Origin of the sequence: Sinorhizobium sp. KGO-5, from assembly GCF_036245905.1 — a bacterium.
GTDB classification, from domain to species: Bacteria; Pseudomonadota; Alphaproteobacteria; order Rhizobiales; family Rhizobiaceae; genus Sinorhizobium; species Sinorhizobium meliloti_A.
On the sequence record NZ_BDIZ01000003.1, the window covers coordinates 827,639 to 846,747 of the forward strand.

Below are 19,109 nucleotides of genomic sequence, written 5' to 3' on the forward strand. Positions count from 1 at the left end.
TTAAAGAACAAAAACATGCAGCAAATCAAAGCAAGCCAGCGCCGCGCGTCTGATCAGATGCGCGGCGCTGGCGTGAACGGTGCCGAGCCTGTTGCGGTGTTCGCAACCGGCAGGGCCAATGCGGCGAATGGCCTTATGCCGTTATTTCACCAGGGTCAGCTTCACGCTGGCAATTCCAACAGCGACATTCAGCCCGGTCTGGCCGTCAATCTTCACCGGCTGCAGCGCGATTTCCTTTTTCGAGCCGACCAGGGATTTCGCGCCCAGCCCGAGCCCGGCCGCGAATTCGGCAGAAAGGCCGGAATAGTTGCCGGCAAGAGCGCCCTTGAGCTTGGTTTTCGGCTTCGCGTAGACCGACCACACGACGCGGCTCTCCGCCGTTACGCCGATATCGAGGCCCAGCTTGTCGATCGTGCCGCTATATTTGTAAGGCGACTTTTGTCCGTCTGCTTCGAAAACGCACGTCAGCGCTTTCGACGAACCCACGACCAGGCCGATACCTGCCGCAATGTCGCAGGAGAGTGTGCCGCGTTTTACGAACTCGGCCTGTGCCTGCCCCTTGGCCTCCTCGGCCATCGCGCCGGACACTGCGATAGCGCTGAAAGCGAGGCCGCCAACTGTCGCGCGGATCAGGACGTTACGGAATCGTTCAATCATTAAAGCTTCCTTACTGTGGGTTACGGCCTTTGAGTCAGGCATTGTCGAAAGCAGGCTTGAAGCCGCCAAGACCAGTTTCGGAAAGCGCTGCCTGTCGCAAAACATCTTGCCTGCGTGCGCTCCGTATAGCCGCTGTCCCACATCTCCCAGACCACGTCTATTGGACTACGGGCTTGCGCCCGGTCTTAGGTCTTCACCCTGAAAACCCGGAAATCTCGAGTGCGCGGTTGCGCCAGTCCGCATAACGATGCGGCCCCGGAACCGATCGGTTCCGGGGCCGTCTGGTCGCCTGACCGGGAGAAGAAATCAGGCGGCCGCTACCTTCTTCGTCACACGCGCCCATTCGGGAATCCAGTCGCGGTGCGCCGCCAGCAGATCGTCCACGAGCGACCAGATCTGGTCGAGATCGAGCTCGGCGGCGGTATGCGGATCCATCATCGCCGCGTGATAGAGGTGCTCGCGGTTCTCGGTGACGAGCGCCTGGACAGTCAACTCCTGGACGTTGATGTTGGTGCGGATCAGGGCCGTGAGCTGCGGCGGCAAGGCGCCGATATAGGTCGGCTGGATACCGGAGGAATCGACGAGACAGGGCACTTCCGCCGCACAGTTTTCCGGCAGCGAGGTGATGCAGCCATTGTTCCTGAGGTTGCCGTAGATGACCGAAGGTTCGCCGGTCCAGACCGAATTCATGATCGAGGAGGCATATTCACGGCTCTCCGCGACTTCGATCGTCTCGGCTTCCTTGAAGGCGGCCGCCTGTCCCTTCCAGCGCTCGATCTGCTCGACGCAGCGCTTTGGATATTCATCGAGCGGAATGCCGAATTTCTCGATCAGATCGGGGCGCCCGTCCTTGATGAAGTAGGGCGTGTACTCGGCGAAATGCTCCGAGCTCTCGGTGACGAAGTAGCCGAGCCGCGTCAGCATCTCGTAGCGCACCTTGTTCGGGCACCGCGGATTCCAGTGGCTGGGCTTCGGGAAGCGGCCCTCGCGGTAGCCGCGGATCAGGTCCGGATAGAGATCGCGATAGCTGCCGTCCTTCTGACGGTGCTCGAACTTGAGATAAAACGCCATGTGATTGATGCCGGCGGCGCGGTAGCGGATTTCTTCGACTGGAATGTCGAGGTCCCGGGCAAGCTCGAAGGCCGTGCCCTGCACCGAATGGCAGAGGCCCACCTGTTTGATCGCCGGATATTTCTCGGCGATCGCCCAGGTGTTTATCGCCATCGGATTCACATATTGCAGAAGGATCGCCTCGGGGCAGACCTCGAGCATGTCCTCGCAGATCTTCCACAGATGCGGCACGGTGCGGAGCCCGCGCATGATGCCGCCGACGCCCAGCGTGTCGGCGATCGTCTGACGCAGCCCGTATTTCTTGGGCACTTCGAAATCGGTGACGGTGCAGGGTTCGTAGCCGCCGATCTGGAAGGCGACGACGACGAAATCCGCTCCTTCCAGAGCCTTGCGCTGGTTCGAATGGGTTTCGATCCTGGCATCGGCGCCAAGAGTGCGCGCCAGTTTGCCGGCGACGATCTCGCTTTCGGCGAGCCGCTCGGGGTTGACATCCATCAAAGCGATGGTCGCGGCCGAAAGCGCCGGCCGCTGCAAAATGTCGCCGATGATGTTCTTCATGAAAACGGTGGAACCGGCGCCGATGAAAGTAATCCTGGGTCGTCTCGTCATGGGATAGCCTCTGTTTGAATTCACGCGGCCACTTCGAAGGCGGCCTTAACCAGCCGCTTCGTGTAGGCAGTCTTGGGATTGTTGAGGATTTCGCTCACCGGCCCCTCTTCGACGATCTTGCCTTCCTGCATGACGACCACGCGGTGGCAGAGCGCGCGCACGACCTTCAGGTCGTGGGAGATGAAGAGATAGCTCAGACCGCGCTCGTCCTGCAGCCGGCGCAGGAGTTCGATGATCTGCGCCTGCACCGAAAGGTCGAGCGCCGAAGTCGGCTCGTCCAGCAGGATGAATTCCGGTTCCAGCGCGACGGCGCGAGCGATCGCGATGCGCTGGCGCTGGCCGCCGGAGAATTCGTGCGGGAAGCGCGAAAGGATGTTCGAGGGCATGCCGGCGCTGACGAGCGCGTCCTCGACGCGCTTCAGCCTGTCCTTGCGGTTTTCGCCGATGCCGTTGACGATCAGACCCTCCTCTATGATCTGGCCGATCGACATTCGCGGGTTGAGCGAGGAGAAGGGATCCTGAAAGACGATCTGGATCTTCGAGCGAAGCGGCCGCATGCCCTTGCGGTCCTTGTCGTGGATCGGCTCGCCTTCGAAATAGATCTCGCCGCCATCGGCGTTGAGAAGCCGAATCAGCGCCTGACCGAAAGTGGTCTTGCCGGAACCGGACTCGCCCACCAGGCCGAGCGTTTCGTGCCGGCGAAGATTGAGGCTGAGCCCGTCGACCGCGACGAGCTCTTTGAAATCCGGCCTGAAGAACCCACCCTTCTTCAAAGTGAAGGAGACACGGACATTGCGGCCGTCGAGCAGGATCGGCGCGTCGTCCGGCAACGGATTGGCAGAACCGGAGGGTTCGGAGGAAAGCAGCCGCCGCGTATAGGCGTGCTGCGGATCGGCAAACAGCGCCTCCGTCGTATTGTGTTCCTTCACCTCGCCGAGCTGCATGACATAGACGTAATCGGAGAATTGGCGGACCACCGTCAGGTCATGGGTGATCAGGATCACCGCCATGCCGAGCTCCTGCTGCAGCTTGCGGATGAGGTTGAGAATTTGCGCCTGTACCGTCACGTCGAGCGCCGTCGTCGGCTCGTCGGCAATCAGCACGTCCGGATCGTTGGCAAGCGCCATGGCGATCATCACGCGCTGGCGCTGGCCGCCGGAAAGCTGATGCGGATACTGGTTGAGCCGTGCTTCCGGGTCGGGGATCTGGACATGACGCAAGAGCTCCAGCGCCCGCTCGGCGGCGGCGCGCCGGCTGACGCGGCGATGCGCCCGGATCGCTTCGATGATCTGGCTGCCGATCGTGTAGACCGGGTTCAGCGAGCTCATCGGCTCCTGGAAGATCATCGAGATACGATCGCCGCGCAGCGCCCGGCGCTCTCTCTTCGAGAATTTCAACACGTCCCTGCCGTCATATTCGATGCGTGCCTGCGGCGCGATCGTAGCGCGCTTCGACAGGAGCCCCATGACGGTGCGCGCCGTCACCGATTTGCCGGAGCCGGATTCGCCGACGATCGCCACCGTCTCGCCGCGGTAAAGCTGGAAGGAGACGTCCTTCACCGCCTCGACCGTGCCGTTCTCGACCTTGAAAGATACCGCCACCTTTCGGGCATCGATCACCGGCCTCGCATCCTTCGTATCGCGGTCGCGCCGTTCCTCGGGTGCCGGGACAACACTTTCGATCGTTACCATCGGCATGCTCCTCAATAGGGGTCGATTGCGTCGCGCAGGCCGTCGCCCAGCGCATTGAAGGCGAAAACGGTGACGAGCACGAAGGCGACGGGCGAGAGGATCCAGGGATAGGAACCGATCGCGGAATAATTCGCCGTGTCCTGCAGCATCAGCCCCCAGGAGATCAGCGGCGGCTTGACCGCAAAGCCGAGGAAACCGAGGAAGGACTCGAGCAGCACCACATGCGGGATGGCGAGCGTCACCGCGACGATGACGTGGCTCATCACGTTCGGGAAGATGTGCTGGAATATGATGCGCCGGTCCGTTGCGCCGATGGCGATCGCCGCCCGCACATATTCGATCCGGGCAAGCGCCAGGGTCTTGCCGCGCACCTCGCGCGACATCTGCGCCCAGCCGAGCGCGGACATCACGATGATGACGAAGGCGAGAAAGACATTGGTCGGTGCGGTGACCGGGATCAGCGAGGCGAGCGCCAGATAGAGCGGCAATTGCGGGAAGGCGAGCACCAGCTCGACGAAACGCTGCACCCAGGCATCGAAGCGCCCGCCGAAATAGCCGGACACCATGCCGACGGTCGTCCCGACCACGGTGACGATGAAGACGACGGTGAGGGCAATCATCAGCGAGATGCGCGAGCCGTAGAGGATGCGGGACAGCACGTCGCGGCCGAATTTGTCGGTGCCGAGCAGATGCACCGGCGTACCGTCGACGGCGCCGAACAGATGCCGCTCGGCGGGGATCAGCCCGAAGAGCCTGTAGGGTGCGCCCTTGACGAAGAAGCCGAGAACCTGCGGGTTGTCGTAATCCGGTCCGATGATCGGCTGGAAGGTGACCGGATCGAGCTCCTCCGTCTCCCGCACCGGATAGCTCCTCGGCGGAAAGACGAAATTGCCCTCCTTGTCCCGGAAGCTGATCGTCTGCGGCTGCGCGAAGGCCACATCCGTCGCCTTCGGATCGACGGGCGACAGGAACTCGGCGAAGACCGCCATCAGGATCAGGAGGCAGACGAGGACAAGGCCGAGCAGGCCGGTCCACGAACGCTTCAGCCGCCGCCAGACGAGGGCGGAGTAGCTCTCGTGGTGGTGTTTTTCCCCGGGCTCGATCGCCACCGGAAGAGTTCCTTCGGCTTCGACGGTCATGCGTATACCCCCCCTCCCATGCGCACGCGCGGATCGAGCGCGGCGAGCATCATGTCGGCGATGATGTTGCCGACGATCAGCGTTGCGGAGAGGACCAGCATGAATGTCGCCGTCACATAGACGTCGCCCACCCACATGGAACCGACGATCGCCGGCCCGACGGTCGGCAGCGCGAAGATGATCGCCGTCTCGATCTCGCCGGTCAGCATGTAGGGAAGCACGACGCCCTGGTACATGATCAGCGGGTGCAAAGCGTTCGGCACCGCATGGCGCATGACGACCGCACCCTCGCTCAGGCCCTTGGCGCGTGCCGTTTCGACATATTGCGCGTTCAGCGTATCGAGGAGATTGCCCCGCATCACCCGCATATTGTAGGCGAGCCCGCCGAAGGTGGCGATCGCCACGACCGGCCAGACATGTTTGACCAGGTCGACGAACTTGTCCCAGGACCAGGGCGCCCCGCCGTAGCGGGCGGAATGGAAGCTGTTGATCTCGCTCACATTGAAATGAAAGACGAGGATATAGACGATGATCAGCGCCATGAGGAAGCGCGGCACCGTCATGCCGAGGAACGATACGGTCGAAAGCAGGCTGTCTATCCAGGAATATTGCCGCGTCGCCGCGATGATGCCGAAGGCGATGCCGATCACCGACGCCAGGATGTGGCAGACGAGCGCCAGCGCCAGCGTTCGCGGCAGGCGCTCGCCGACCACGTCAGCGACGGGCTTGTTGTAGTAGAGGCTGTGGCCGAAATCGCCTCGCGTCACAATGCCCGTTATCCAGTCGACGTACTGGATCGGCAGCGGCTTATCGAGGCCGTGCTCCTTGCGGTAGGCCTGCGCCTGGGCATCTGCCTCCTCGAAAGAAGCGCCGCCCTGATTGATGAGCTGCGAGCGGATGTAGTCGCTGTAATCTCCCGGCGGTGCCTGGATGATGCCGAAGGTCACCACGCTCAGGACGAGCAGCACCGGAATGGCAGAGGCGATTCGGACAAGCAGAAATCTGAACATGCCGTTTCCTTCTGTCTCGAGTTCCGCGAGAGCCATGCCTGCATCGGCTCTCGGCGGCGTGAAGGGCTTGCACCCTCGCCGGCTCCTTTCCTCGGAGCCGGCGGAGGCGGTTCAGCTTCAGTTGATCGGGCCGCTTTCGCCCGGCTTGCCGGGAAGCTGCTCGGGATAGAGTTCGTAGTCGCCCTGCTTGTCGGCGGCAACGAAGACCCGTTCGCGGATGATCGTGTCTTCCGCCCAGTTGAACATGAAGATCGGCGCGCCCGGAGGAATGTTCGAGAAGCGCTTGTTGATGATCAGCGCGCCCGGATACTCCGTCAGGCCGACGGTATCGACATTGGTGGTGGCTACCTTCTGGTATTGCTTCATCAGCTCCGTTCGCTCGTCATTGTCGTTGCTGGCGATGAACTTGTTGACGATGTCGACGAGCTCCTGCTCGTGGGGCATGACATCGACTTCGCCGCCTTCCGGAGCGCGGTGATGCCAGCTCGTGCGCGGGCCGGTCGGGGCGAGCTGAGGCGTGTTCTGCACCACGGAAGCAAATTCGGCCGTGTTGCGATGAATCATCCAATCGAAGCGGCCGGCATAATTGGCGGCGTCCCGCTGCTTGCCGTCGAGTGCATTGAGGACGACCCGGAGCCCGAGCTTCTCCATCTGCCCGACCATCCCTTCGGCAAGATTACGGTCGGTGCTGTAGTCGGAATTGACGAGCAGAACGATTTCGACGTCGCGGCCGCCAAGCTTGTCGGCCGGGAAATTGACGAAGCCGTTGCCGTCCGTGTCCTTGAGCCCCACCTTTTCGAGAAGCGCCTTGGCGCCTTCGAGATCGTGGGGGTAGTAGATGGTGGAGTTCCGGTCGTAGAAGCTCGTGCCGGAGGAAAGCCCGCCCGGATAGATCGCCGTGAAGGGACCCTTCACCAGGGCTTCGCCAAGCTTCTTGCGGTCGACCGCCATGGTGACGGCCTTGCGGAAGTCCAGGTTGCGGTTGAGCTCTCGCACCGCCTTAGCGCGTTCGTCCGGGTCTCCCCAGCCATTGCCGGAGAAGTTCATGTGCATGTTATAGCCGATGACGCGCGGACCGAAGGCAAGCCGCGCCGGCGCGCTCTCGTTGGCGGCGCGCTTCAGCGATTCCACGAAGTTTTCCGGCTGTTCGAGGTTCGAAATGTCGCCCGAACCCGCGATCGCCTGCACGTCGCGGTCGGCCCAGGTCGACAGCTTGTAATGGACTTCGTTCAGATAGGGGAGCTGATTGCCGGCCTCGTCGACCTTCCAGTAATAGGGATTGCGGCGCAACACGATGATGTCGTCAGGACGATAGGCGACCGGCACCCATGCACCCATCACCGGAAGGTTCATATATTCGGCGGGGAAGCCGTTCTTGTATTCGTTGTAGGTCGTGCCGGCATATTTCGGATGCTTGGTCTTGAGGATATGCGACGGGCCGGGGCAGAAGGTACCGTAGGCCATTGCGAAAAGATGCTGGCGCGGGAAGGCCTCCTTGAAGGCCCATTCGACCGTATACTGGTCGATCTTCTTGAGCGTCGTGCCCTCGCCGAAGGTTTCGGGCGTCGCCCCGTTCAAGGGTGAAACGCTCGAGTCGAGGACATTGTCCTCCCAGTAGAACATGACGTCATCGGCATCGAAGGGATCGCCGTCCGACCATTTCGCGTCTTCGATCAGATGCATGGTCAGCTTGCGTCCGTCCTCCGACCAATCCCAGCTTTTCGCGAGATTCGGCAGCGGCTCCATATCGTCCGCCTCGACCTGGAAGAGCGGCGCGGTGCGCGTCAGGCACTCGAACATGCCGATGTCGATGCCGCCCCACCCTTGAGTCTGGCCTGCGCTGTAATTCCAGCCTTCCGGCCGGCCGCCGATCACGTGGCGCATGACATCGCCATAGACGCCCATGCCGTCGGGCATGTTGCCGGTCTTGTAGACCATCGGTTCCTTCGGAAGCCGCTCGGCCACCGGCGGCAGCTTGCCGGCCTTGACGAATTTCTCGGTGACCCATTCGGGCTCCCTGTATTCGGGCAGCGCCTTGAACTCGAGAATGGAATCGCGCGACACATAGGTGACCTTGCCCTGCGCCGGAAAGGGCGGCTGCTCCGGCACCACGGTCGGCTCGGATGCGAAGGCCTGCACGGCAAAGGCGGATATGCCGATCAGCAGGCTCGCGGTCATATTCAGTCGATGCGTTTTCATGTCCCAGGTTCTCCCTCCAGTCTTCGCCGGGCCGGGGCGGCCGGCGCTCCTCTTCCTTCGTGGCACTCGCGTCTCCTCACGCAGGTGACCTCGCGCATTACCTCAATTTGCGGGCGCTTTGCCCTGCCATCCGCCCCGACCGGGGGATTGCCCCTCATCCGGCCTGCCGGCCACCTTCTCCCCGCGAGTGGGGAGAAGGGGACTAGCAGCGCTCGCCGAAGTCCCCTCTCCCCGCCTGCGGGGAGAGGGTTAGGGTGAGGGGCAATTCCGGGCAGAGGTAGCCACTCTTCTACCCAGCCACGCGCAGCTTCGCCGCTTCCTTCTCCGCGCGGATCTCCTCGATCGAGCGCACTTCGCGCCGAGCGGCGCCCTTCCACTCCCGGGTGGCGACCGTAGCGCGGGCGAGCCTTTCCTTGGCAGCGTCGATCGCATGGGCATATTGCGGCAGCCAATTGGCCTGCGCGACGACCATTTCGTCGACCATCTGCCAGACTTCCTCCGGCGTGCAGATGGCGCCGACCAGTGGGTCGTGCAGCACGGCGAGCTTCAGAAGATCGATGTCGCCGGTGATCGCCGCATGAACGGACATGCGCTGGACGTTGACCGACGAGATGCAGGTGGCCGCACAGGCCTCAGGCAATGTGATGCCTGCCACCATGTTGATGCCGAAACGATCGACGAAGCCGGGCGATTCGATGATCGCATCCGCCGGAAGGTTGGTGATCACGCCGTTGTTCTTGACGTTGAAGTGGCCGCGATAGACCCGACCCGTCTCCAGCGCTTCGAGGATGCGGCTCGCATGTTCGTTCGAGCGCCTGATCGTTTCCAGCGGCCGGCCCGCCTCTTCGAGGAAGCGCGGATATTCGGTCTCGAACCAGTTGCGGGTCTCGGTCGAATAGCGGAGATACCCGCCGGTTTCCCCATGGATCCAGTCCGACATGTCGATCCATCTGGAGATCTCGTCCGGACGCTTGCGATACCAGGGCAGGTATTCGGACAGGTGTCCGTTGCTTTCGGTCGAATAGACGCCGAAGCGCTTCAACACGTCGATCCGAAGCTTCTCCTGCTTTGAAAAGACGGGATGCGCCTCGAAGGCGGCGACGAGTTCGCCCTTGCCGACCTTGCGGCCGTTGAGGCGGATATCGACGAACCATGTCTGGTGGTTGATGCCGGAGCAGATGTAGTCGAGCTCGCCTTCCCCGGCGCCGAGGATCTCGGCGATCTGCTCGGCCCCGTGCTGGACGCCGTGGCAGAGACCGACCGTGTCGACCTTGCCGTATTCGATCGCCGCCCAGGTGTTCATCGCCATCGGGTTGGCATAGTTGAGGAACTTGGCGCCGGGCTCGGCCACTTCGCGGATGTCCTTGCAGAAATCGAGGATCACCGGAATGTTGCGCTGACCGTAGAGGATGCCGCCGGCGCAGATCGTGTCGCCGACGCATTGGTCGACGCCGTATTTCAGCGGTATGCGGATATCGTCGGCATAGGCCTCGAGGCCGCCGACGCGCACGCAGCTGATGATGTAACGTGCGCCCTCCAGCGCCTTGCGGCGGTCGATCGTCGCGGTTACCCGCGTGGGCAGTTTGTTCGCCTCGACGATCCGGTCGAGGATGGACTTGATCATGGCGAGGTTGTGCTCGCTCAGATCCGTCAACGCGAACTCGACGTCCCGGAGCTCCGGCACGGAAACAATGTCGGTGAAGAGCTTCTTGGTGAAGCCGATGCTGCCGGCGCCGATGATGGCGATCTTAAAGCTGGCCATGGCCGTGCTATTCCTCCTCAGACTGCGACCTTCGCGCTAAAAGGGTAAAATCCATTCATTGAACTGGCCTGGATCGGCGAAGCGGTGCCCTCCTCGGCAAACCCTCGTCAAACGCCGTATCAACCGCATGTCTTGCGCGATCTGGGGGCATTATGTGTATAATCGGATGCACGACTAGAGAGGTATTGTGCTTTCATGGGTAATTCTATGCTGCAGCAACTGATCGCCCGGGGGCCCGCGATGCGGACGGTCTCACTGCCGCGGGGACGCCAAAGCCTGCACACCATGCCGACGAGCACCGGCTACGAGATCAGGACCGATGCAAGCTACGATTGGGACGGTCGCAAGCGCGGCCAAACCCCGTTCACCGTGCTGCAGTACACGATCGGCGGGGCCGGCAACCTGCGATATGAGAACCGCAGTCACCGCGTGCGTCCGGGCGAGACGCTGCTCCTGCTCGTGCCCCACAATCATCGCTACTGGCTTGAGGAAGGCGGGCGCTGGGAGTTCTTCTGGATCTCCATGAACGGCGAGGAGGCGCTGAGGATCCACCGCGCCATTCTCGCCGTCACCGGTCCCATCATAAGGTTGCAGCCGGAAACCGTCGAACATCTTGCCGACTGCAGCCTGCGCCTCATGGCCGGCGGCGACACCCCGGGCAGCGCCTCGGCGATCGCCTATGAGGCGGCGATGGCGCTTTATGACGACGTGTTCGGATCGCATCCGGTCCTCAGTGACGAATACCGGAAGATGCAGCACGTGATCGATCATGTTCTGGGCAATCTCGACAAGCCCCTTCCGGTCGAGGAGCTCGCGCGCATTTCGGGCCTGAGCCGCGCCCATTTCTCCCGAGTCTTCGCCGCCAGCGAAGGCATGCCGCCGGCGGAATTCGTGCTGCAGAAGCGCCTGCAAAGGGCGGTAAAGCTGCTGACCAAGACCGCGGACCTGCCGGTCAAGGAAGTCGCCATCCTGTCCGGCTTCGAGGACCCCAACTACTTCGCCAAGGTATTCCGCCGCGTCTTCGGCGCGAGTCCGACCGAGTTCCGCACCACAGGCATGTATGCGAGCGTATCTGCCACGGGCCGCAATGCGAGGACCAACGAATCCGTGACCACGTTGGCTGCGGCTTGCGATTGAAAAAGCCGCGATAAAAATTTACTAAACAGGATACTCCAGCGCGGCACGGCAGAAGGACAGGCGGAACCGAATGGTCACAATCAAGGAAATCGCGTCGGCCGTCGGCGTATCGTCGGCAACCGTCTCACGCGTCCTCAACTATGACCCGACGCTGTCGATCTCGAACAGGAAACGCCAGGCGATCATCGAAACGGCGGAGGCGCTCAACTATGCGACGCCGCGCAATCGCAGCCGCGCCGCAGCGCATGGCGTCGGCGTCGGGCTGAAGATCGCGCTCGTGCATTTTCTCGACCCCGCCCAGGAACTCGCCGATCCCTACTATGTCGGTGTCCGCCTCGGCATCGAAAGCCGCTGCCAGGCGCTGAAGAGCGAAGTCGTCAAGGTCTTCCTCACCGGCAATCCTCCGGAAGCGACGATCCTGGAGGGCGCCTCCGGCGTGGTGGCCGTCGGCCATTATTACGGCGACGAGCTCGAATGGCTGCGCCGCCACAGCCGCCACCTCGTCTTTGCCGATTACGCACCGGCCGGAGACATGGAGGACACCGTGCTCAGCGACGTCTCGCTGGCGATGACCCGGCTCCTGGAGGCGGTGCATGCCATGGGCTACCGGCGCATCGGCTTCATCGGCTGGATCGACGCTTTCTACGGGCCCGACAACATCCATTCGGAGCGCCGTTGCCGCACCTATATCGACTGGATGACCAAGGCCGGCCTTTATGATCCGGAATTGTGCATGGTGGAGCCGATGACGCCCGACAGCGGCTACAAGCTTGCCAGGGCGATGCTATCGAAGCCCAATCCACCGAAGATCCTCATCACCTGCAACGACAATATGGCGCTGGGCGCCTACAGAGCCATCCACGACATGGAGCTCAGGATTCCCGAGGATATCGCGGTCGCGAGCTTCAATGACATTCCGGTCGCGCAGTTTCTCGGGCCGCCGCTTTCCACGGTGAAGATTCCGGCGGAGCTCATCGGCGAAACCGCCGTCGACCTGCTGTTGGAGCGCCTTTCGGGCCGAGAGGTCGCCAAGAAGGTGGTTTTCGGCACGGAAATCGTCTGGCGCGGCAGCACGCCGGCACCGGCCGAGACAGCGAACAAGGAAGATGACATGGCGGGCCGGCTCTAGAAATCCCGGGTCGAAATCGACTGGACGATATCCGCAACGTCGCGTGTAGCCAATCGCCCGCGTTCACTCTGGCCATAGCGGCAATCATGCCATCAGGCGCCGACTGGCGCGCGGTCGTGATGGCTAACGTGCCTTCAAAGCACGCGTCGCAAGTGCCAAGTAAAAATTTACTGAAAATAATTGCGCCCACTCGAGTTTTGAGAAATACTCGCCGCCGGGACAGAGAGGACTGTCTCGGGGAACACGATTTCGGGAGGAAACAATGGACATTCAGGCGCGTGCCTATCTGCCGCGTATCGCCGCTCTGGCTCTCGCGGGCGCAAGCTTCCTGGGGGTTACCGCGGCGCAGGCCAAGGAAATCACCATCTGGTGCTGGGACCCGAATTTCAATGTCGCGATCATGAAGGAGGCGGGCGCCCGCTATACGAAAACGCATCCGGACGTCACCTTCAACATCGTCGATTTCGCCAAGCTCGACGTCGAGCAGAAGCTGCAGACCGGGCTTTCGTCCGGCACTGCCGACGCGCTCCCCGACATCGTGCTCATCGAGGATTACGGCGCTCAGAAATACCTTCAATCCTTCCCGGGCGCCTTCGCGCCTTTGTCCGGCACCGTCGATTATTCCGGTTTCGCCCCCTACAAGGTCGAGCTCATGACGCTCGACGGGCAAGTCTACGGAATGCCCTTCGATTCCGGCGTCACGGGTCTTTATTACCGCAAGGATTATCTGGAAGCCGCCGGCTTCAAGCCGCAGGACATGCAGGATCTCACCTGGGACCGCTTCATCGAGATCGGAAAGCAGGTCGAAGAGAAGACCGGCAAGAAGATGATGGGCCTCGACCCGAACGACGCCGGTCTCGTGCGCATCATCATGCAGTCGGCCGGGCAATGGTATTTCGACAAGGAAGGCAAGCCGAACATCACCGGCAATGCGGCGCTGAAGGCGGCGCTCGAAACCATCGGCAAGATCATGCAGGCGAATATCTACAAGCCTGCCAACGGCTGGTCCGACTGGGTAGGCACCTTCACCTCCGGCGACGTCGCGACCGTCGTCACGGGCGTCTGGATCACCGGCACCGTCAAGGCGCAGCCGGACCAGTCCGGCAACTGGGGCGTCGCCCCCATTCCGGCGCTCTCGATCGAAGGCGCGACGCATGCCTCCAATCTCGGCGGCTCCAGCTGGTACGTGCTCGAAAGCTCCGAGGAGAAGGCGGAGGCCATCGACTTCCTGAACGAGATCTACGCCAAGGACATCGATTTCTATCAGAAGATACTCCAGGACCGCGGTGCGGTCGGCTCGCTGCTCGCCGCCCGCGGCGGCGCGGCCTATGAGGCGGCAGACCCCTTCTTCGGCGGCGAGAAGGTCTGGCAGAACTTCTCCGACTGGCTGGCGAAGGTCCCCTCGGTCAATTACGGCGTCTTCACCAACGAGGCCGACCTTGCCGTCACTGCGCAACTCCCGGCCGTGACGCAGGGCACACCGGTCGACGAAGTGCTGCAGGCGATCGAGGCCGAGGTCAGCGCACAGATCCAGTGATGCGGTGAATGGCGGCGGGCATGCGCCCGCTGTTTCCGGCCGCGGCTCTTGCCGCGGCCAACTTTCCGGCTGTCCGGCCTTCCAGGAGGGGAACATGGTTCGAGCGCGCCGCGGTATCGGCCGATATTACGACGTCAATGGCTGGCTGTTCGTCGCGCCGGCCCTCGGGCTGATCGCCCTGTTCATGGTCTATCCCATCGCGTGGTCCCTCTGGATGTCGTTCCAGTCCGGCCGCGGCATGACCATGAAGTTCGCGGGCTTCGCGAACATCGTTCGGCTCTGGAACGATCCGGTCTTCATCAAGGCCCTCACCAACACGATGACCTATTTCGTCGTGCAGGTGCCGATCATGATCCTGCTCGCGCTGATCCTGGCGTCGCTCCTTAACAACCCGCGGCTCGTCGGCCGAGGGGTTTTCCGCACGGCGATCTTCCTGCCCTGCGTCAGTTCGCTGGTCGCCTATTCGGTGCTCTTCAAGGGCATGTTCGCAACCGACGGGATCGTCAATTCGACACTCCAGGCGATCGGTCTCGCCGCCTCGCCCATTCCGTGGCTGACGCATCCCTTCTGGGCGAAGGTTCTCGTCATTCTTGCCATCACCTGGCGCTGGACCGGCTACAACATGATCTTCTATCTTGCGGCACTTCAGAACATCGACAAGTCGATCTACGAGGTGGCGCGCATCGACGGCGTTCCGGCCTGGGCGCGCTTCACCCACCTCACCATCCCTCTGCTGAAGCCGGTCATCCTCTTCACGACAGTCATTTCGACGATCGGCACGCTGCAGCTTTTCGACGAGGTCTACAACCTGACCGAGGGCAAGGGCGGCCCGTCCAATGCCACGCTCACCTTGTCGCTCTACATCTACAACCTGACCTTCCGCTTCATGCCGAATCTCGGTTATGCGGCGACGGTCTCCTACGTCATCGTCGTCCTCGTCGCGCTCCTCGCCTTCGTGCAGTTCTTCGCAGCAAGGGAGCGTGACCGATGAACGGATTTGGACGTTTCGCGGCAATGGCGGCCACCTATGGCTTCCTCGGCCTGATGGCCTTCCTCTCCGTCTTTCCGTTCATTTGGATGGTGCTCGGCGCAACCAATTCATCGATAGACATCATCAAGGGCAAACTCCTGCCGGGCGCAGCCTTTGCCACCAATGTCGGCAACTTCTTCACGCTGGTAAACGTGCCGCTCGTCTTCTGGAACTCGGCGAAGATCGCGATCCTTGCGACCGTGCTCACGCTCGCGGTCTCCTCGCTCGCCGGTTACGGCTTCGAGATGTTCCGCTCGCGAAGACGCGAGCGCGTCTACCGGGCGATGCTGCTCACCCTTATGATCCCCTTCGCCGCGCTGATGATCCCGCTCTTCGTCATCATGGGGAAGGCGGGTCTCATCAACACGCATCTCGCCGTCGTCCTGCCGACGATCGGCTCGGCCTTCGTCATCTTCTACTTCCGGCAGAGCACCAAGTCCTTCCCCTCCGAGCTCCGCGACGCAGCCAAGGTCGACGGGCTCAAGGAGTGGCAGATCTTCCTCTTCATCTACGTACCGGTCATGCGTTCGACCTATGCGGCCGCCTTCGTCATCGTCTTCATGACCGCGTGGAACAACTATCTCTGGCCGCTGATCGTGCTCCAGACCAACGAGACCAAGACGATCACGCTGGTCATCTCGTCGCTCGCCTCCGCCTACTACCCCGATTACGGCGTGGTCATGGTCGGGACGATTCTCGCGACACTGCCGACGCTAGCCGTTTTCTTCTTCATGCAACGCCAGTTCGTCCAGGGCATGCTGGGCTCAGTCAAATAGGAACGATGATGCGCTCTGTTACTTCCTTCAATAATTCGTGGATCTTCTCCGAAGGCTTCGACGCCGCCGACGCCGGAACGCTCCGGGCGGGTCAGTCGATCAGCCTGCCGCACAACGCCGTCGAACTGCCGTTCAACTATTTCGACGAGACATGCTACCAGCGCGCCTTCACCTACCAGAAGGTGCTTGCCTGGCGCCCGGACTTCTCCGGCCGGGAGGTCTCGCTCGTCTTCGACGCGGCAATGGCCGATGCGGTCGTGTATCTCAACGGCGAAGAGATCTTGGCGCATAAGGACGGCTACACGCCTTTCGAGGCACGCCTGACGGACAGGCTCCTGGAAGGCGACAATCTCATCACGGTGAAGATCGACGGCAGCGAGAATCCGGAGATCCCGCCATTCGGCGGCCGGATCGACTATCTGACCTATGCCGGTATCTATCGCGACGTCTGGCTGAAGGTCACCGATCCGGTTTCGATCGGCAATATCAAGATCGAAACCCGCGACGTGCTCTCCGACAACAAGGCCGTTTCCGTCCGGTGCGACCTTTCCAATCCGCAAGGGTTGCCATTCTCCGGTACGGTCTCCGCGCTTCTCAAGAATGCGGCCGGCGAAGTGCTGGCCGAGGTCGCCGGCGAAACGGCCGGCGAGAGCCTCACCCTTGAGATGGATGGCCTGAAAGACCTCTCGCTCTGGGACATCGACGATCCGGTGCTGTACGAGATCGAAGCCGAGCTCCGGACCCGCCAGGGCTCCGACCGCCTGGCCTCGCATTTCGGTTTCCGCACCGCGGAGTTCACGACCGCAGGCTTCCGGCTCAACGGCCGCCCGCTGAAGATCCGCGGGCTGAACCGTCATCAGGCCTTCCCCTATGTCGGCTACGCCATGGGGCGCACCGCCCAGGAGCGCGACGCCGAGATCATGAAGCACAGGCTTCACTGCAATCTCGTGCGCACCTCGCATTACCCGCAGTCGAAATGGTTCCTCGACCATTGCGACCGCATCGGGCTCCTCGTCTTCGAGGAAATTCCCGGCTGGCAGCACATCGGCGGGGAGGAATGGAAACAGGAGGCGATCCGCAATGTCCGCCGCATGATCGAGCGCGACTGGAACCACCCGTCGATCGTCATCTGGGGTGTGCGCATCAACGAGTCGCAGGATTCGCACGACTTCTATGCCAAGACCAATCGCCTCGCCCGCGAGCTCGACCCGACACGGCAGACGGGCGGCGTGCGATACATTACCGACAGCGAATTTCTGGAAGACGTCTACACGATGAACGACTTCATCCTCGGCAACGAGGAGCTGCCCGGCTCGAACCGGCCGCGCACGGCGCTTCGCCCGCAGCAGGAATGCACCGGGCTTGCCCGCAAGGTGCCCTATCTCATCACCGAATTCGGCGGGCACATGTATCCGACGAAGATCTATGACCAGGAGCAGCGCCAGGCCGAACATGTTCGCCGGCATCTGGAAGTGCTGAATGCGGCTTATGCCGATCCCGGCATTTCCGGTGCGATCGGCTGGTGCATGTTCGACTACAACACCCACAAGGATTTCGGCTCCGGGGACCGGATCTGCTATCACGGCGTCATGGACATGTTCCGCGAGCCGAAATTCGCGGCTTATGTCTATGCCAGCCAGTGCGATCCCACCGAGGAGGTCGTGATGAAGCCGGTGACCTTCTGGGCGCGCGGCGAGCGCAATATCGGCGGCGTGCTGCCCTTGATCGTGCTGACGAATTGCGACGAGGTCGAATTGAAATACGGCTCGCTTTCCAAGCGCGTCGGCCCGGATCGCGAGAATTTCCCGCACCTGCCGCATCCGCCGGTCGTCATCGACCACCGCCACTTCACCAAGGACGAGCTCGGAGTCTGGGGCATGAAGTGGGAAAGCGCGGAATTTACCGGCTTCGTCGCCGGCAAGCCGGTCGCCGATCTCCGCATGGCCGCCGACCCCGTACCTACGACGCTCCACGTCGAGGCGGATAGCAAGACGCTGCGTGCGGAAGGCCGCGACAGCGTTCGCGTCATCCTGCGCGCGCTCGACCAGGCCGGCAACGTCCTGCCCTTCCTGAACGATGCAGTCGACGTCGAGGTTCACGGTCCGGCGCGGCTGGTCGGACCGGCCCGCCTCGTCCTTCAGGGCGGTTCCGCCGGTTTCTGGCTGGAGTCCACGGGCCCCGCCGGCGCCGTCGTCGTCTCGGTCGCTTCGACGCGGCTCGGCGCGGCGAAGCTCGAGCTCGTCGCCCTGGCGGAAGGAGCGGCGAGCGCATGAGCCAACTCCAACTCAGCGATGTCCGTAAATCCTATGGTGGCCTGGAGGTCATCAAGGGTGTCGATCTCGACATAAAATCCGGCGAGTTCGTCGTTTTCGTCGGTCCTTCCGGCTGCGGCAAGTCCACGCTGCTCCGGATGATCGCCGGGCTTGAGGAGATCACCTCCGGCGACCTGACGATCGACGATAGCCGAATGAACGACGTCGATCCGTCCAAGCGCGGGATCGCCATGGTGTTCCAGTCCTATGCGCTCTATCCGCATATGACGGTGCGCGAGAACATGGGCTTTGCGCTCCGCTTCGCCGGTGTCCCCAGGGCCGAGATCGAGAAGAGGGTGAACGAGGCCGCCCATATCCTGGAACTCGGGGCGTTGCTCGACCGCAAACCGAAGCAGCTTTCGGGCGGCCAGCGCCAGCGCGTGGCGATCGGCCGGGCGATCGTCCGCCATCCGAAGATCTTCCTCTTCGACGAGCCGCTTTCCAACCTCGATGCGGAGCTGCGCGTGCATATGCGCATCGAGATCGCACGGCTGCACAAGCAGCTCGCCACCACCATCGTCTACGTGACGCATGATCAGGTCGAGGCCATGACGCTCGCCGACAAGATCGTCGTCATGCGCGCCGGCGTGGTCGAACAGGTGGGCTCGCCCCTCGATCTCTATGACGACCCGGCCAACCTCTTCGTCGCCGGCTTCATCGGGTCGCCGAAGATGAATTTCCTGAAGGGCGTGATCGAAATCGACCAGGACCGGGCCTATGCGCGCCTGCCGGATCATGGAGACGCGAAGATCCCCGTCACCCTGCAGGCGGCGGCGGGAACTGCGGTGACGATCGGCATCCGGCCCGAGCATTTCAATGAAGACGGTCCTGCAGGGCTAGCCCTCACGATCGACATGCTGGAACATCTCGGCGGAGAGACCTTCGCCTATGCCCGCCACGGCAACGGCGAGCTCATCGTCGTCGAAACGAAGAACGGCCGCGGACTCAAGGCCGGTGACCGCCTGACGGCCCGCTTCGATCCGATTTCGGTTCTGGTGTTCGACGGAGAGGGAAAACGGCTGCGTTAGTGACGCAGTTTCCCGGAATTGT

At 62.3% G+C, this 19,109-nt stretch carries 14 protein-coding genes; 7 read left to right on the forward strand and 7 right to left on the reverse strand.

Going from position 1 to position 19,109, the window contains the following annotated elements:
• Positions 1-141: 141 nt before the first annotated feature.
• From BHD07_RS17900 to BHD07_RS17930, 7 genes are all read right to left on the reverse strand, one after another.
• On the reverse strand, positions 142-657 hold the full coding sequence (locus tag BHD07_RS17900; RefSeq protein ID WP_338282121.1) for a DUF992 domain-containing protein: 516 nt from the start codon (positions 655-657) through the stop codon (positions 142-144).
• Between the two features lie 306 nt (positions 658-963).
• A complete protein-coding gene (locus BHD07_RS17905; protein ID WP_018096068.1) occupies positions 964-2,337 on the reverse strand; it encodes an alpha-glucosidase/alpha-galactosidase in 1,374 nt (457 codons plus the stop codon).
• Between the two features lie 20 nt (positions 2,338-2,357).
• Positions 2,358-4,028, reverse strand: coding sequence for an ABC transporter ATP-binding protein (locus tag BHD07_RS17910; protein ID WP_338282124.1), 1,671 nt, complete (start codon positions 4,026-4,028; stop codon positions 2,358-2,360).
• Positions 4,029-4,039: 11 nt separating this feature from the next.
• A complete protein-coding gene (locus tag BHD07_RS17915) occupies positions 4,040-5,167 on the reverse strand; it encodes an ABC transporter permease (RefSeq protein WP_324764449.1) in 1,128 nt (375 codons plus the stop codon).
• Positions 5,164-6,177, reverse strand: a complete 1,014-nt coding sequence (locus tag BHD07_RS17920) for an ABC transporter permease (RefSeq protein WP_100671602.1) — start codon at positions 6,175-6,177, stop codon at positions 5,164-5,166. The genes BHD07_RS17915 and BHD07_RS17920 overlap by 4 nt, the downstream gene beginning before the upstream one ends.
• Before the next feature lie 117 nt (positions 6,178-6,294).
• Positions 6,295-8,376 carry an ABC transporter substrate-binding protein gene (locus BHD07_RS17925; protein ID WP_338282127.1) on the reverse strand — a complete coding sequence of 694 codons (2,082 nt, stop codon included), beginning with the start codon at positions 8,374-8,376 and terminating at the stop codon, positions 6,295-6,297.
• A 289-nt stretch (positions 8,377-8,665) separates the two neighbouring features.
• Positions 8,666-10,138, reverse strand: a complete 1,473-nt coding sequence (locus BHD07_RS17930; protein ID WP_338282128.1) for an alpha-glucosidase/alpha-galactosidase — start codon at positions 10,136-10,138, stop codon at positions 8,666-8,668.
• Positions 10,139-10,333: 195 nt separating this feature from the next.
• Here BHD07_RS17930 and BHD07_RS17935 point away from each other — a divergent pair, with 195 nt between their 5' ends.
• The 7 genes from BHD07_RS17935 (at position 10,334) to BHD07_RS17965 (ending at position 19,087) form a co-directional block, all read left to right on the forward strand.
• Positions 10,334-11,275, forward strand: a complete 942-nt coding sequence (locus BHD07_RS17935) for an AraC family transcriptional regulator (RefSeq protein WP_102761546.1) — start codon at positions 10,334-10,336, stop codon at positions 11,273-11,275.
• 70 nt (positions 11,276-11,345) lie between these two features.
• On the forward strand, positions 11,346-12,404 hold the full coding sequence (locus tag BHD07_RS17940) for a LacI family DNA-binding transcriptional regulator (protein WP_338282132.1): 1,059 nt from the start codon (positions 11,346-11,348) through the stop codon (positions 12,402-12,404).
• A gap of 262 nt (positions 12,405-12,666) precedes the next feature.
• The gene (locus tag BHD07_RS17945) at positions 12,667-13,941 is read left to right on the forward strand and encodes an ABC transporter substrate-binding protein (protein WP_338282133.1); all 1,275 of its coding nucleotides are present in this window, start codon (positions 12,667-12,669) and stop codon (positions 13,939-13,941) included.
• A gap of 94 nt (positions 13,942-14,035) precedes the next feature.
• Positions 14,036-14,932: a carbohydrate ABC transporter permease gene (locus tag BHD07_RS17950; protein WP_100671066.1), complete on the forward strand. Its 897-nt coding sequence runs from the start codon at positions 14,036-14,038 to the stop codon at positions 14,930-14,932.
• Positions 14,929-15,747 (forward strand): carbohydrate ABC transporter permease, encoded by an 819-nt coding sequence (locus tag BHD07_RS17955; RefSeq protein ID WP_338282136.1) that lies wholly within the window; start codon positions 14,929-14,931, stop codon positions 15,745-15,747. Before BHD07_RS17950 ends, BHD07_RS17955 begins: the two co-directional genes overlap by 4 nt.
• A gap of 8 nt (positions 15,748-15,755) precedes the next feature.
• Positions 15,756-18,020 carry a glycoside hydrolase family 2 protein gene (locus BHD07_RS17960; protein ID WP_338282139.1) on the forward strand — a complete coding sequence of 755 codons (2,265 nt, stop codon included), beginning with the start codon at positions 15,756-15,758 and terminating at the stop codon, positions 18,018-18,020.
• On the forward strand, positions 18,017-19,087 hold the full coding sequence (locus BHD07_RS17965; protein ID WP_338282141.1) for an ABC transporter ATP-binding protein: 1,071 nt from the start codon (positions 18,017-18,019) through the stop codon (positions 19,085-19,087). The genes BHD07_RS17960 and BHD07_RS17965 overlap by 4 nt, the downstream gene beginning before the upstream one ends.
• The last annotated feature ends 22 nt before the right edge of the window (positions 19,088-19,109 follow it).